Source organism: Xanthomonas sp. A1809 (genome assembly GCF_017746015.1).
Lineage (GTDB): Bacteria > Pseudomonadota > Gammaproteobacteria > Xanthomonadales > Xanthomonadaceae > Xanthomonas > Xanthomonas euvesicatoria.
Genome location: NZ_JAGHWZ010000035.1, coordinates 1 through 14,671 on the forward strand (window position 1 = coordinate 1; position 14,671 = coordinate 14,671).

The window sequence follows — 14,671 nt, forward strand, 5'->3', positions numbered from 1 at the left end:
TTGAATTGCGGGGAGTCGACAGAGGGACCTTCGGATGCGCGCCTCCCACCTGAGTTGCCCATCCGTCCTGAGCGTCACTCCCGCCACCGAGCTAACGGCCTGGGAGGCCTTGATGCCGCGTGGGAGCGTGCCGCTGAAGGTCTTGGTGCGCCCAGGCTTGGCGGCTGTTTTGGCTTTGCTCACTTAGCGTCTCCCTGTATCCTTAGACAGATGGCCCCGTGGCACAATTGGATAGCGCGCGTCCCTCCTAAGGACGAGGTTGCTGGTTCGAACCCAGCCGGGGTCACCACTTTTTTGATAATCGGCATGACTAGGCCGGTCGTTACCACAGACTTGCCACAGTCAGGCTGGACTTCCACGCAAAGCCTTGTGCTGCTTGGGTCTTAGTCTAGCGACGTTGTCCCTCCTAAGGGGAAGGTCGCCCGTTCGAATCGGGCCGGGGTCACCAGCAATCGATGGCTGATGTGCAAGATGGGAGAACATTCGTAGGAGTGGTCGGCTGGCATCGAGCAAGTCAACTCTCGCCTCGCCCAGATGGGCCACGGTATCTGGCAAGGTGCTGCTCTGGTCGAGGGCGCCGCCGCTGCCGCGCTTGCTCGCTCGAAGTTGATAGGCCATGCCGCCATGCACGAATGGCAATACCGAGCCCGACGTCGCAGCCGTTGGACATGATCGAACGCTCCAGTGCCGCAGCCTGATTTACCGCGCGGGCATTAACGCATGGGGCGGTCAATACCACCCAAGATAGAGCGTCGTGACGCCCCAGGTATCGACGAGTCCGTGTGCCAGGATGAGCGCCAACAGATTGCGGTTAGAGCGCAGATACGCATAGCCGAATGCTGCGCCGACGATACCCGTCAGCGCGATTCCCGAGATGCCTTGGCTCGCATGCATGGCGCCAAACACGACACCTCCGACAATGGCTGCGGTGAGGCGACCTAGACTGCTGCGCTTGAACAAGGCTTCCAGTTGATGCATCAAAAATGCCTGAAACACCAACTCCTCACCGATGGCTGCGCTGATCCATGCAGAGCCGATTAGCTGCAGTGCAGCCGGTGCGTTATGACGAAGCGCGCCATAGGCGCTGTAGTCGGTCTTCGTGCCTGTCAGGTAGTCGATGAGCGGCTGAAAGATTGGCGTGATGAGAGCGGTGACCAGCAGCACCAGGATAGCTGTCCACCCAACTGTTGGACCAAACCGTTGCCAGCTCAGGCCGCAGGCCCAACGGCTGCGGGTCTCTTGCCACACAAGTGCGGCCCCGATCAGGCCAACCGCTGGCATGCGCCAAGGAAAGGGCAGCCAAGGGAAGTAGGCGAGCGCCATCACCACGAAGATCATCGCCAGCCTGGCGAGTGGATGGCTTAGAACGGACGGGGCATTGCGACTAGCAAGAGCAGACCACTTTGATTGAGACATGTCGACCGGATACGTCACGGGCGTTTGATAGTAGCGAGCTGTCGGTCGGCAAGACCGTGCCAAACGACACGATGACTTTTCAGCACTTGTCTCAGCGCGGACTTGGTATATGCAAGATCGATGCGCACTCCGATCTTTTTTTTTCAGTGATCTCGCCAGCTCTCAAATCGCTTGCCACAATTCCGCTTTATTGCCGTCCGGGTCGATGACCCAGGCAAACAGGCCGAATTCGGACTTCACAATCTTCTCTGACACGCGGCAGCCCGCAGCTTTGAGCTTGGCAATCAGCGACTCCAGGTCGTTGACCCGGTAATTCACGATGAACGGGGCGGTGGTGTTCTCGAATTGGGCGCTTGTTTCGTCGTGAACAGCCCAGGCCAATGCGTTTTCAGCGCCTTCCACACCCGCGCTGGTGTCGAACACTGTGCCTCCCCACGTTTGCACCTCGATCCCCAGCTGCGCCGCGTACCACCGTTGCAATCCAGGTGCGTCCTTGGATTTGATGATGATTCCGCCGATCCCTGTCACTCCGTGCATGTCTGATCCCTTGCCAGCCTTCGTCATTGGATTGAATGGCAGGCAACGCTGCCAGCCCTGATGGAAAACGTATTGTCCACGGGATCAAGATATAGCATCGTCACTGCAGCCACTTGTCGGATCTTGCGCACATGCCGATCAACGAAAGGGTGCCCCTTACCGTGGTCCAGAGCGTGAACCGTGCGCTGGACTACATCGAGGTCAACCTTGCCGGGCAGCTGTCGCTGCCTCTGATCGCAGGTGCGGCTTGCGTTTCGCCGTTCCATTTTCAGCGCATGTTTCGCGCCGTCATGGGCGAAACCCCGCATGCATTCGTGCTGCGCCGACGCCTGGAAAATGCGCTGGGCGATATTTCCCAAGGCAATCGTCAACCTTTGACAGACATCGCGCTGGGTCGGGGATTTTCGTCGTTATCGGATTTTTCCAGGAACTTCCGAAGACACTTTGGATGCTCTCCAAGAAAACTGGATCTTGAGACGTGCCTGGCCGGCCGTCGGCGTGCGCTGGACGACACCTTGGCAGGTGTGTCGGGCCTCGGCGGCAGCGCTGCAGACCAGGCGCAGGAATTTTCGGTCACGCTGCGCGATCTCCCGGAGCGGACGGTCCAGTACCTTCGCGTGCACCGCCCCTTTGAGGAAGGCTCCGTCCAAGCAGCAGCCATGCGCTTGGTGGCATGGGCACGAGACGCCGGCGTCGAGCATCATCAGTGGTTGGGCTACCTCTGGGATCAACCTCGTCTGGCATCTGCAGCGGATTGCCGGTACGACGTCGCGGTCGAGGTCACGCATGGGCGTCATTGCGGTGAGATCGGCGTTTTCCGATTTCCACCCATGAAGGTGGCCGAGGTCGTGATACGGGGAGGACTGGCGCTGGAAATGCGCGCGTTTGGTTGGGTCCGCGATACATGGCTGCCTGCCAGCGGATATCTGCCGACAGACCTGCCAGCGTTCGAGGCATGGTTGGGTCTGCCCTACGCGCACGGTGCCGAGCATTTCGAATTGGCGTGTCAAATTCCCATCCGCGTCCCAACTGCGCCGGGCGGATGGGATCAATGACAACGGACTGGGACACCCAGTTCCAATGAGTCAGATTCAGAAGTGAATTCTTGAAGTTCACAGCGGTCCCAGCGGCCGCATCCTCACCACTTTTCAAGCCTGGCCAGCGGTTTTTGCCGCCGCTTGATCTGCAGCAAGCGGCGCGACGCCCAGCTCGCTGGGCATGAGGCTGTGCATTGTGCTGGCCCCTTGGTCGCGCGAGTTGGCAAGCAAGACTTGTTCGTAGATGGCTGGGGCGTCCGTGTAGCTCTGCCGGCCGCGTCGTTGCTCGGTCTAGGCGGATGAGGTGAGCGGTGTGAAGGCACGATTCAGTGCAGGCCCAACTTCAGCGCGGTGCGCCTGGGCCACGCACACGGCGAACGAAGCGAACTAAAGTAGGCCGGCTTATCCCTCAGATCCAATGCGGCATTGCGCACTTCATCAAAATTCAACCAAGTGGCGACGCGCGTAGTCCTTCATACGCCTCACAGGACATCCGAGAGCGCATCCCATTGGCGGCACGTTTGAAGACGTTGAGGTCAAAAGCTTTGACTTTTTACGACGTAACTCGGAGCCTTCACAATCAATGGATCCGTTTTTTAGTGATTTTCATCACAAAACACTGACGCTCGGGTTTTTCTTACAGGGTTTCCCCGACACTGCGCATTGACCGTTTTTTAACATTCCGTCACAGTCGCACCGCACTCAGCGTGCTCAAGGGTGGCGCCGCCGTTTTGGTGGCCAGGCACGCTGATGCGGGTGACGGCGTGCAGTAGCGCGACCGCCGCACAGGGGGCAGGACAGATGTGGATGCGATCGGCGCCCTTGGCGCTGGCGGTTTGCCTGTGGGCAGTCGCCGGGCTGGCGGCTGCACAACAGTCGGCACCGACAACGCTGGATCGGCAGGAGCAATTGCGCCAGGCCGAGGAGATTCAGCGTCGCCAGGAACAGGAGCGCCAAGCGCCCTTTGCCGGCCCGCGCGAGGACGCCGACCGCGTGGACGCGCGCAGCACCGTGCTGCCCAAGGAAGACTTGTGTTTTTCGATCACCCGCTTGCGCCTGTCGGGCGCAGGCGATGATGCAACGCGCTTTGCGTGGTTATGGAAGTCTCTGCGCCGTTACCAAGGTCGCTGCATCGGGCGTGCCGGCATCGACATCATCCGGCGCCGCGCCTTGGATCAGTTGGTCGCACGCGGATTGGTCACCACGCGCATCGGCGTTCCGGAACAGGATCTGTCGCGTGGCGAACTCCGTTTGGAACTGCTGCCCGGCCGCTTGCGCGAGGTGCGCGTGGTGTCCGACACCGAAGGCGCGCACTGGAAAACGGCATTGCCGCTCCGCAGGGGGGACTTGCTGGATCTGCGTGCCATCGAGCAGGCGGTGGAGCAGTTCAAGCGTCTGCCGTCGCAGGACGCAAAGATCGATATCGCCCCGGGCGAAGCACCAGGCGAATCGGATCTGGTGATCACCCTGCAGCATGGGCGACGCTGGCGCGGTGTGGCTAACGCCGACGATTCCGGTGTGGAGGCTACCGGCCGTGTGCAAGGTGGGTTGGACGTTTCGCTGGATAACCCACTGGGGCTCAACGATCTGCTCAGCATTGGCTACAGCCATGACCTGGCCACACGCGACGAAGAACGCGGCACACGCGGCAACAGCCTGAGTTACAACCTGCCTTGGGGATGGTGGACGTTCGCGCTGTCGGCATCGTCGTACCGCTATCACCAGCGCGTAGACGGTTTTTTACAAACCTTCCAGTCCAGTGGCGAGTCCAGCAATGCGCAGCTGGATATTCAGCGCGTGCTGCATCGCGACGGCACCAGCAAGACTTCGGCCGGTGTGGTGATTGGCCGGCGGCGTGCGCGCAGCTATCTGGATGGCGTGGAGATCGGCATCCAGCGCCGTGATACCAGCAGCGCGGAGTTTTACTTCGCGCATCGGCGCTATCTGGGCGCGATGCAGCTGGACATGCGTCTGGCGCATCGGCGCGGCACGCCGTGGTTTAACAGCCAGTGGACCGGCTACGACCCGCAGGTCGGCTTCCCGACGTTTCGCTATGCCGTGACCACGCTGGACGTGAGCACGGCGCTGCCGTTCAAGCTGGGCCCGGTACCGATGGCGTGGGAGAGCAGCCTGCGTGCACAGACCGCCGGCGAACTGCTACTAGGTTCCGAGTTCGTCACCATTGGTGGCCGTTACAGCGTGCGTGGTTTCGACGGTGAAGCGACGCTTGGCGCCGAAAAAGGCGCGTATTGGCGCAATACCTTGAGTTTCCCAGTGCAGCAGATTGGGTTGACCCCGTATCTGGGCCTGGACGCCGGCCGCATCGATGGCACCAGCGCCAGCGGGCTGCGCGGTCGCAGTTTGGTGGGCGGCGCGGTGGGCCTGCGTGGCGGTTGGTTCGGTGCCAGCGTCGATGCGTTTGCCGGTTGGGCGATCCACCGCCCCGACGGATTTGCAAGTGCGCAGCCGGCCTATGGCGTGCGTGTGATCTACCAGTTCTGACACGGATCGCGTCGCCAGCCGGCTACGCGTTTGTTGATTGATGACGCCAACAGGCGGCGAGAGAGAAACGATGGATAACGAAGCGATGCGCGTGCGTGGTTACCTGGCCGAGCAGGGCAAGCGGGCGCTTGCACTGTTGCTGTGCTGCACGATCACCTGGACATCGTTTCCGGCATGGGCGCAGGTTGCGCCAACCGCCAACCCTGGAGGGCAAACGCCAGGCCAGCAGGTTGCTGCCAATGGCGTGCCGGTGGTGGACATCGTCGCGCCCAATGCACGCGGCATTTCGCACAACCGCTACAGCAACTTCAATGTCGGCCCGAATGGGTTGATCCTCAACAACAGTGCGCAGATCTCCAAGACCGAGCTGGGCGGTTACGTTGCCGGCAACAACAACCTGCAGCGTAGCGGTGCCGCGTCGCTGATCCTCAACGAAGTCACCTCGGCCAGCAGCCGCCTGCAGGGCTATACCGAGATCGCCGGTGCGAAAGCGCAGTTGGTGATCGCCAACCCCAACGGCATTTCCTGCGATGGCTGCGGCTTTCTCAATACCTCGCGCGTCACCCTGACCACCGGCACGCCGAACCTGGGTAGCGATGGTGCGTTGAACGGTTTCAGCATCACCGGCGGTGCGCTGAGCATCGGTCGCAACGGTCTGGACGCATTCAATGTGGATCGCCTGGATCTGTTGTCGCGTCAGCTCAGTGTAGACGGCTCGATCTGGACCAAGGAGCTGGTCGCCTCCGCTGGTGCCGGACGGGTGAGCTACGACGGCATGCTGCTGGACGTCCTGCCAGGTGCCGACGGCGGCCTTCCTGCGATCGGTATCGATGTGGCGCAATTGGGCGGCATGTATGCCGAACGCATTCGCCTGATCGCCACCGAAGCCGGGGTCGGCGTGGTGAGCCGCGGCACATTGGCTGCGCAAAGTGGCGATCTGCAGATCGACAGCGCAGGGCAAGTGAGCCTGGGAGGCACCACCGTCGCGCGGGATGCTGTGAATGTGCGTGCCACCGGCGCGCTCGATCAGCGTGGAGTGCTTGGCTCGCAACAAGGCGACGTGTCCCTGCGTGCTGCAAGCATGACGCTTGCAGGCGACCTGGTGGCCGCCGGTGCACTGGATGCGCAAGCCGGTGGTGGGGTGACCCATGTTGGCCGCAGTAGCGCGGGGTCGATCCGTCTGTTCGGCTCGGAATTGAATGCCGATGGCAGCCTGCACGCCGCCGGCGCCCTGGATCTGGGCGCCGATGGGCTCTTGCGCAGTGGTGGCGTGGCCTATGGCGGCGCGAGCGCGAATCTGCGCGCAGCGCAGATTGCGTTGTCCGGTACCTTTCAGAGCGGCGCGACGATTGCACTGAACGCCAATACCGTCGACGCACTGGGCACGCTGGATGCGGCAAGTGCGCTGCAGATCAACGGCAATGGCAACGTGCGTGTGGCTGGATTGGCGCAAGCCGGGCAGGGGGCTGATGTGCGCGCGGGTGGGCGCCTGGAACTGCAGGGAAAGCTGATCGCAGCCGATGCGCTTGCGTTGAACGCAGCGTCGATCGACATCGCACAGCGCGCTGCGGTGTCTGCAGGCAACGATCTGGACCTGCGTAGCGCCGGTGCAGTCAACAACGCAGGCAGTGCGTATGCCGGCCGCGATCTGCGGCTACAGGCTGCCAACCTCACCACTGCGGGTAGCCTGTCTGCGACACGCGATGCGCAAGTGGTAGCTACCGGCCAGCTGCTCAACAGCGGCACCGTTGTCGCAGGCGACGCATTGACTGTGGACGCTGCGCAACTGGCAAGCAGCGGCGATATCGGCAGCCAGCGTGGCGATGCCACGCTGCGCAGTCGCGGCAATCTGCGCCTGAGCGGCAATACCGTCGCAGGCGGCGCATTAGCAATGGATGCCGCAAGCGGCGCCCAGGTGTCTGGTACCGTGAACGCGGCCAGCGTCGACTTACGTAGCGGCGGTGATGCCAGCTTCTCCGGCACGCTGCAAAGCACGCGTGGCGCGCTGACGGTTGCCGTGGCAGGTGAGCTTGCAAGCGATGCCGTCGTACGTTCGGCAGGCGCGCTCGATCTGCAGGCCGATGGCGCGCTGCATCAGCGCGGCCAACTGCACAGCGATGGCGCGTTGCAACTGCGTGGCGGCAGTGTCGCCCACGACGGCGTCATCGATGCTGGCGGCGACCTGCGCATCGCCAGCGCTGGGGCGTTGGCATTGGACGGCACCGTGCAGAGCGCAGGCAGTACCACCTTGCAAGCGGTCGGCGCGCTGGATAACAGCGCAAAGGTGATCGCTGCTGGTCCACTGGAGGTGGATGCAGCCAGCCTGCGCAACGCGCAAGACGCGGCATTCTCGTCTGGCGGCGATGCGCAGCTGCGTACTGGCGGCGCGCTTGAGAATGCCGGCAGCCTGTACGCTGCCAACGCATTGCAGATCAATGCCGATTCCTTCACCCAGGGTGGAAGCGTCAGCTCCGGCAACACGCTTTCCGCAACGGTTGTCGACACGTTCGACAATACCGGCAATGTGGTGGCACGCAATGGGCTGCAGATCGATGCTGGCCACTTGCGCAGCAGTGGCCAGCTGGGCAGCGAAGCTGCAGGCGTCGTATTGGGTAGCCAGGGCGATATCGCATTGCAAGGTGTGGTGGCTGCCGCAACCAACTTGCAGGCCAACGCCGCGGGCGATCTTCAGCAAGCCGGCTCGCTGAAGGCGCAATCGCTGGCGTTGCGTGCCGGTCGCGACCTCACCGCGAGCGGCACGCTGCAATCTGCCTCGACTTTTGACCTACAGGCGCAACGAGCATTGACCTTCGCTGCGCAAGGCCAGGCTGGTGGCGACATCAGCATGCGTGCTGCCACGCTGACGACAAGCCAGGATGCGGTGTTGCAGGGCGCCGGTGCGATTGCATTGGATAGCGGCACGATTTATAGCCGCGGCAAGCTCGATGCAGGCAGCGGTCTGCGTGTGCGTAGCCTGGGCGACCTGACGCTGGCGGGCGTTGCGCAGGGCAGCGGCGATGTTGAGCTGACGGCTACCGGGGCGCTGACCAATGCAGCGCAGGTCTTCGCCGGGCGCACCTTGACCGCGCAGGCACATAGCCTGGAGAACACCGCTGCCGGCGTATTGGCGGGCGATGGGGATGTGGCACTCACCGCGGCAGCACAGTTGAACAACGCCGGCCGCGTGCAGGCAGCCGGCGACCTGCAGATGACGGCGGCAGGTCTCGATCAAAGTGGCAGTGCATCTGCCGGCAGGATCTTGCGCGGCACAGTCGCCGGCACGCTGGACAACCGCGGCAACCTGATCGCCAGGGACGCGCTGCAGATCGATGCAGGCACGTTGCGCAGCAGCGGCCAATTGGGCAGCGAGCTGGCCAGTGTTGCATTAAGCAGCCGGGGCGCGATGCAGCTGGACGGTGTGGTCGCCGCCGCGACTGCCTTGCAGGCATCGGCTGGCGGCGACCTGCAGCAAGCTGGTTCGCTCAAGGCGCAGTCGATTGCCTTGCAGGCCGGGCAAGACCTCACTGCCAATGGCAGCCTGCAGTCTGCATCCACGCTGGATCTGCAGGCACGACGCACGCTTGCATTGAACGGCCAGGCATCCAGTGCTGCCAATGCCACGCTCAATGGTGCAAGCATCACGACCAGCGCTGCGGCGGTGCTGCAGGGCGGTGCGTCGATCAGCTTGGCAGGCGACAGCATCGAGAGCCGTGGCGCGCTCGATGCAGCGAATGATCTGACTCTACGCAGTGGCGGCGACTTGATGCTGGGCGGCGTAGCGCAGGCCGGCCGCGACATTGCGCTGACCGCAGCAGGTAACTTGAACAACGGTGCCCAAGTGATCGCCGCGCGCGATCTGAGCGTGCAGGCTGCCAGTGCCATGAATGCGTCAGACGCAACCCTGGGCGCCAAGCGCGATCTTCGTGTCGACGTTGCCGGGGTATTGGACAATCATGGCAGCCTGCATGGAGAGCAAGGCCTTTCGCTCAATAGCGGGTCGCTGCTGCAGCGCGGTCGTGTCTATAGCGGCGACGCGCTGTCGATCGCCACTACCGGCGCATTCGAGAATGCAGGCCAGTTGGTCTCCGGCAAGGATCTGAGCATCACCGCGGGCAGCATTGTCAGTAATGGCCAGCTGGGCTCGGTGACCGGCGCGCTGACACTGGCCAGCCAGAACGACATCGCGTTGCAGGGCGTGGCATCTGCCGCGACCACGTTGCAAGCCGCTGCAGGGGGCGACCTTTCACAGGCAGGGACGCTCAGCGCACAGATCGTCGCGCTGCAGGCCGGCCGTGATCTCGTTGCCGGTGGCACCCTGCAATCGGCTTCCACGCTGGCCTTGCAGGCACAGCGCACGCTAAGCTTGAGCGGCCAGGCGCAGGCTGGCGCCGACGCCAGCTTGCGTGGCAACAGCATCGCGACCGCTCGCGATGCGGTGCTGAAAAGTGCTGGCGCCATCACCCTGGACGGTGCGGCAATCGATAGCCGCGGCACGCTGGATGCTGGCACTGACCTTGCGGTACGCAGCGCCGGTGATCTTTCCCTGGCGGGTGTTGCGCAAGCCAATCGCGATGTCGTGCTAAGCGCCAGCGGTGCCTTCGGCAACGCCAGCCAAGTCTTCGCGGGCCGCGACCTCTCGCTACAGGCAGGTTCGATCAACAGCGCAGCAGCTGGTGTACTTGCCGCAGCGGGGGGCCTCACGCTGGCGACAGGTGCACTGCAGAACGCCGGTAGCCTGCAGAGCGGCGGCGATCTGCGTATCACCGCATCCAGCATCGATCAGAGCGGCACTGCCGTCGCCGGCAAGGCGTTGACTGCCACAGTCACTGGCATGTTGGACAACCGCGGCAGTCTCATCGCCAGGGATGCAGTGCTGGTGGAAGCGGATACGTTGCGTAGCAGCGGCCAGCTCGGCAGCGAAGCGGCGAACGTGACGTTGACCAGCCAGGGCGATATGACCTTGCAGGGCGTGGTCGCAGCAGCCACCACGCTGCGAGCCACCGCAGGCGGCGATCTGCAACAGGCCGGTTCGCTCAAGGCGCAGTCCGTCGCGCTGCAGGCCGGGCGCGATCTCGCTGCTGAAGGCACGCTGCAATCGGCATCGCAGCTGGATCTGCAGGCGCAACGCGTACTCACGTTGAACGGCCAGGCGGTATCCGCAGCGAACGCAACCCTGCGTGGCGCGCAGATCGCGACCGGGCAAGCGGCAGTGCTGCAAAGCGGCGCCGCGATCAGCCTTGACGGCGCAGCGATCGACAGCCGTGGTGCACTCGCTGCCGCCACCGACATCAATCTACGCAGCACCGGCGATCTGGCGGTTGCCGGTGTGGTGCAGTCAGACCGCAACGTGGTGCTGAGCGCAACCGGTGCGTTGACCAACGCCGCGCAGGTCGCGGCCGGTGGCAGTCTGACTGCGACTGCTGCCAGTGCGAGTAACACCGCGACGGGCGTGCTGCTTGCGCAAGGCGATGCCACGCTGTCCATCGCTGGCCTGCTCGACAATGCCGGTGCCGTGCGCGCCGGCAACCAACTTTCGCTTGGTGTCGGATCGCTACGCCAGACCGGTCAGGCCTATGGCCTGCAGCGGCTTGGCGTTACCGCCAACGGTGCAGTGGATAACCGCGGCGATCTGATCGGCGGCGATGGTTTGCGTGTGGAAGCAGGGCAGCTGAGCAGCAGTGGCCAGTTAGGCAGCGAGCGTGGCGATGTGGCATTGATCAGTCGTGGCAACCTGCAGCTCGATGGCCGCTTGGCCTCAGCAGGGGCGCTCACGGCACAGGCCGATGGTGCGCTGACGCAAAGCGGCAATCTGAGCGCGGCCAGCACACTCGACCTGCGCTCCAAAGGCGACCTGACGGTTGCCGGGCAGGTCGCGGGCCAACAACTCACGCTGGTCAGTGATGCGCTCGTACGCCAGCAGGGCACTGTCAGCGGGACGACCGTCGCTGTGCAAGGTGCGCGCATCGACAACGCCGGGCAAACCACCGCAGCAGGCAATCTAAGCCTTCGCGCAGGCGAGATCGGCATCACCGGTACGGTGGGTGCCGGCATTAACGCAGACGGCAGCCTGGGTAGCGGAAGCACGCTCAGCCTGCTTGCCGATCGTCAGCTCACTGCCTCCGGCACACTGCTGGCAGGCGGTAATCTCACCGCGCAGGGCAGTCAGCTGCAGTTGGCTGGCACCACCACGCGTGCCACCGGCAATGTCGCACTCTCTACTGGCGGTAGCCTCGATCATCGTGGCGGCAACCTGCTCGCGGGCGGAACGCTCACCGTGCAGGCCGCCGGCGCTATCGACAATGGCCGCCTCAACACTGTCGGCGGGCAACTTCAGGCTAACCAGCTGAGTATCGACGGCGGCAGCCTCAGCAATGTCGGCGGTGGTCTGGTGCAGAGCGGCGCGGGTGCGACGCGCGTGGTGATTGGGGGTGCCATCGACAACACCACCGGCACGCTGGCCAGTAACGGTCAGGATCTGACCATCACCGCTGCCAGCATTGAAAATGCGCAGGGCCGTATCGAGCATGCCGGCGCAGGCACGCTGTCGGTGACCAGCCGCGGTGCACTCGGCAACGGCGGCGGACGCATCCTGACGCAGGGCCAGTTGACACTCGGCGCCAGCGGCGCCCTGAACAACCAGAATGGCGCCATCGCTGCGGCAGGCGACGCAGGCGTGAGCGCAGCCAGTCTCAATAATCTGGCCGGCTCGGTGTCGGCCCGGGCATTGAACGTGCAAACCAGCGGCACGGTCGATAACCGTAACGGTCTGCTTCAGGCCAGCGGCGGTGCATTGACCTTGCGTGCCGACAGCCTCAGCAATGCTGGCGGTACCGTGCAGGCGATTGCCAATGCGGGCGTGGGCGGGGGGCTACGCGTTGAATTGAACCGCGGTCTGGACAATGGCAATGGCACGATCGGTGCCAGTACCGATGCCGTGATCACTGCAGAAAACATCAGTAGTGCCGGCGGCAATCTGCAGGCCGGCCGCGACCTCGGCATCACTGCACGGGGCCAGTTGGACAATCATCAAGCCGGCAAGCTCAGCGCCGGCCGTGATCTGAATGTGGCGGTCACCGGTGCCTTGCTCAACAGCGGTGGCCAGCTCGATGCGGGCAACACCTTGACTGCATCCGCTGGACGGATCGACAACACCCAAGGCAGCATCGTCAACAATGGCGGTGGCCTGACCCGCATCACCACCGGCGGCGCATTAACCAACACCAACGGCAATCTGGGTGGGCGCGGCAGTGTGGTGATCGATGCGGCCAGCATCGCCAACACGAGCGGCCAGTTGGTGGCAGGCGGCGACCTGATCGCCAATACCAATGCCTTGAACAACCAGGGCGGCAGCGTTTATGCCGGCGCCAACTTCCTGTTGCAGCGCGCAGGTGCCACGCTCGATAACCAGAACGGCAAGATCAAGGCCGAGCAATCGGTTCGCCTGAATCTGCAAAACCTGAGCAATGCCGGTGGCCAGATTGGCGCAGGCAGCGTCACCGGCGGTGCCGGCGATGTGGTCATCGACACGGTCGGTTTCGACGGTGGCGGCAGTATTCTCGCGCAAAACCTACTGGATCTGACCCTGCGCAGCGATTACACGCACCGCGCCGGCGCCGACCTGGTCAGCAACGGCAATTTCAACCTGCGTGTGGGTGGCAACCTGGTCAACGAGTCCACGCTCAAGGCGGCGCGCACACTCGATATCATCGCCAGCAGCATCACCAACCGCGGCGGCGCCAACATCGTCTCCAACGATACCCGCCTCAACGGCGGCAACGTCATCGACAACGCCGGCAGCATTTCCGGCAACGGGGCGTTGTCGCTTGTTGCCAACAGCGTCTACAACACCGGCAGCATCGTCGGCGGCAATGTCTCGGTGAATACCGGTACGTTGGTCAATGGCGCAGATTTTGGCGGTGCGACGGACAACGCTGCCTACGGTTCGGCATTGCTCGGCTCCACCGGCAATATGAACCTGATCGTGCGCGATCAGTTGCTCAATCGCGATGCGCGCATTTTCAGCCTGGGCAATATCGCCATCGGTGGTGCGCAGGATGGTGGTGGCACCTTGGTTTCGCGGACCGGGGTGGTGAATAACCTCTCGGGCAGTATTGAGGCCGATGGCAGTATTTTGATTGCGGCCCAGCAGCTCAATAATCGGCGTCGCGTGATTAACACCACCAGCGTCTCTACCGATCCCGGCAACGACGGCGTGTATTCGGGTGGTGAACTCATCCAAGGCAAAGCGATTAGGAACCTCCAGGGAGCCCGGGCACCTTATCCTTACAAGGGGCTTGCGCCGGGAATTTATCGCAACTATCGGGTCATTCAACAGGAGCAATTGTCTTCGGCAAGCGCTGAGGGACGCATCGCGGCGGGCGGGAACATCCTGTTGTCGGGAAGCGTCACGAATAATGCCTCGACAATCGCTGCAGCAGGCCTGTTCGCTGCCAACCAGCGAGGTCTTGGCGGACTCTCGGATGGGATGCTCTTGGGAAGCGAGCAGCTGCTCAACCAAGCGCTGGCCTTGAATCAAACGGTTCGCCAAAGCGATGTGGAACATATCGTCACCGCGATCACCAATGACTGTATGCAGCCGGTTGGACAGAAGGTCGTCTGTTATTACGAAGAAGAAGACCAGAGGCTGAGCTCCTCAACGACCAATAGCAGCTATATCGCCCTAGGCGCCAGCATGACCGGCAACCAAGGCGTCAGCATCAATGGCGCCAATATCAGCAACGGCGCTGTCGGAAGCGATGGTCGCGTTATCAGTGGCGCTGCACTGCGTGGTGTAGGCGCACAAGGTGGCTTGAATGGTCGCACCGCGCAAAGCGCCGGTGGAGTGGGCGGCCAGGCAGTGGGCGGCCGTGCCAACGGCGGCGCGAGCAGTATCCAAGTTGCCACCGGCACCAGCGGCAGCGCAGGCACGCACGTCGGCGCCAACACGCAGGACGCCACGCTCGCCACATCGGGCGGCATCGTCAAGGTGTCGGTCGCACCGGTGATGTCCAACGACAGTGGCCTGGTGCGCAGCAGCGTCGATCAGACACCTGTGCAAGCCACCGCCGCCGGTACCGGTGTCACGACGGGCGCGAACGCAACCCGTACGCGCGTCGACCAGGCCAGCATCCCCGTCACCAATATCGTCGGCGGCGGCCAGACCTCGCTGACGCAGATCG

Annotated in this window: 4 protein-coding genes, 1 tRNA gene and 2 pseudogenes; 4 read left to right on the forward strand and 3 right to left on the reverse strand. The window is 63.2% G+C overall.

The features are described from left to right. Positions 1-183: pseudogene (locus tag J7396_RS22690) on the reverse strand (hypothetical protein); the annotation flags it as partial. Positions 184-212: 29 nt separating this feature from the next. Between J7396_RS22690 and J7396_RS21855 the strand changes: the two are divergent. Next, a tRNA-Arg gene (locus J7396_RS21855) sits at positions 213-289 on the forward strand. A gap of 440 nt (positions 290-729) precedes the next feature. Here the strand turns inward: J7396_RS21855 and J7396_RS21860 are convergent. Both J7396_RS21860 and J7396_RS22695 read right to left on the reverse strand, forming a co-directional pair. Beyond that, complete coding sequence (locus J7396_RS21860; protein ID WP_209262130.1) at positions 730-1,281, reverse strand: CPBP family intramembrane glutamic endopeptidase; 552 nt, start codon at positions 1,279-1,281, stop codon at positions 730-732. Between the two features lie 297 nt (positions 1,282-1,578). Further along, positions 1,579-2,219, reverse strand: a pseudogene (locus tag J7396_RS22695) (glyoxalase). Here J7396_RS22695 and J7396_RS21870 point away from each other — a divergent pair. From J7396_RS21870 to J7396_RS21880, 3 genes are all read left to right on the forward strand, one after another. Continuing rightward, positions 2,127-3,008, forward strand: a complete 882-nt coding sequence (locus J7396_RS21870) for a helix-turn-helix domain-containing protein (RefSeq protein WP_230599671.1) — start codon at positions 2,127-2,129, stop codon at positions 3,006-3,008. The pseudogene J7396_RS22695 and the gene J7396_RS21870 sit on opposite strands and share 93 nt — an antisense overlap. 783 nt (positions 3,009-3,791) lie before the next feature. Beyond that, positions 3,792-5,492, forward strand: a complete 1,701-nt coding sequence (locus J7396_RS21875; RefSeq protein WP_209262128.1) for a ShlB/FhaC/HecB family hemolysin secretion/activation protein — start codon at positions 3,792-3,794, stop codon at positions 5,490-5,492. A gap of 70 nt (positions 5,493-5,562) precedes the next feature. After that, the coding region (locus J7396_RS21880; protein ID WP_209262129.1) for a filamentous hemagglutinin N-terminal domain-containing protein at positions 5,563-14,671 on the forward strand (9,109 nt) is incomplete at its 3' end.

Excerpts from the sequence above, each read along its gene's own strand:
- J7396_RS21860 (WP_209262130.1), bottom strand. The coding sequence starts at position 1,281 with ATGCCAGCGGTTGGCCTGATCGGGGCCGCACTTGTGTGGCAAGAGACC.
- J7396_RS21875 (WP_209262128.1), top strand. The coding sequence starts at position 3,792 with ATGTGGATGCGATCGGCGCCCTTGGCGCTGGCGGTTTGCCTGTGGGCA.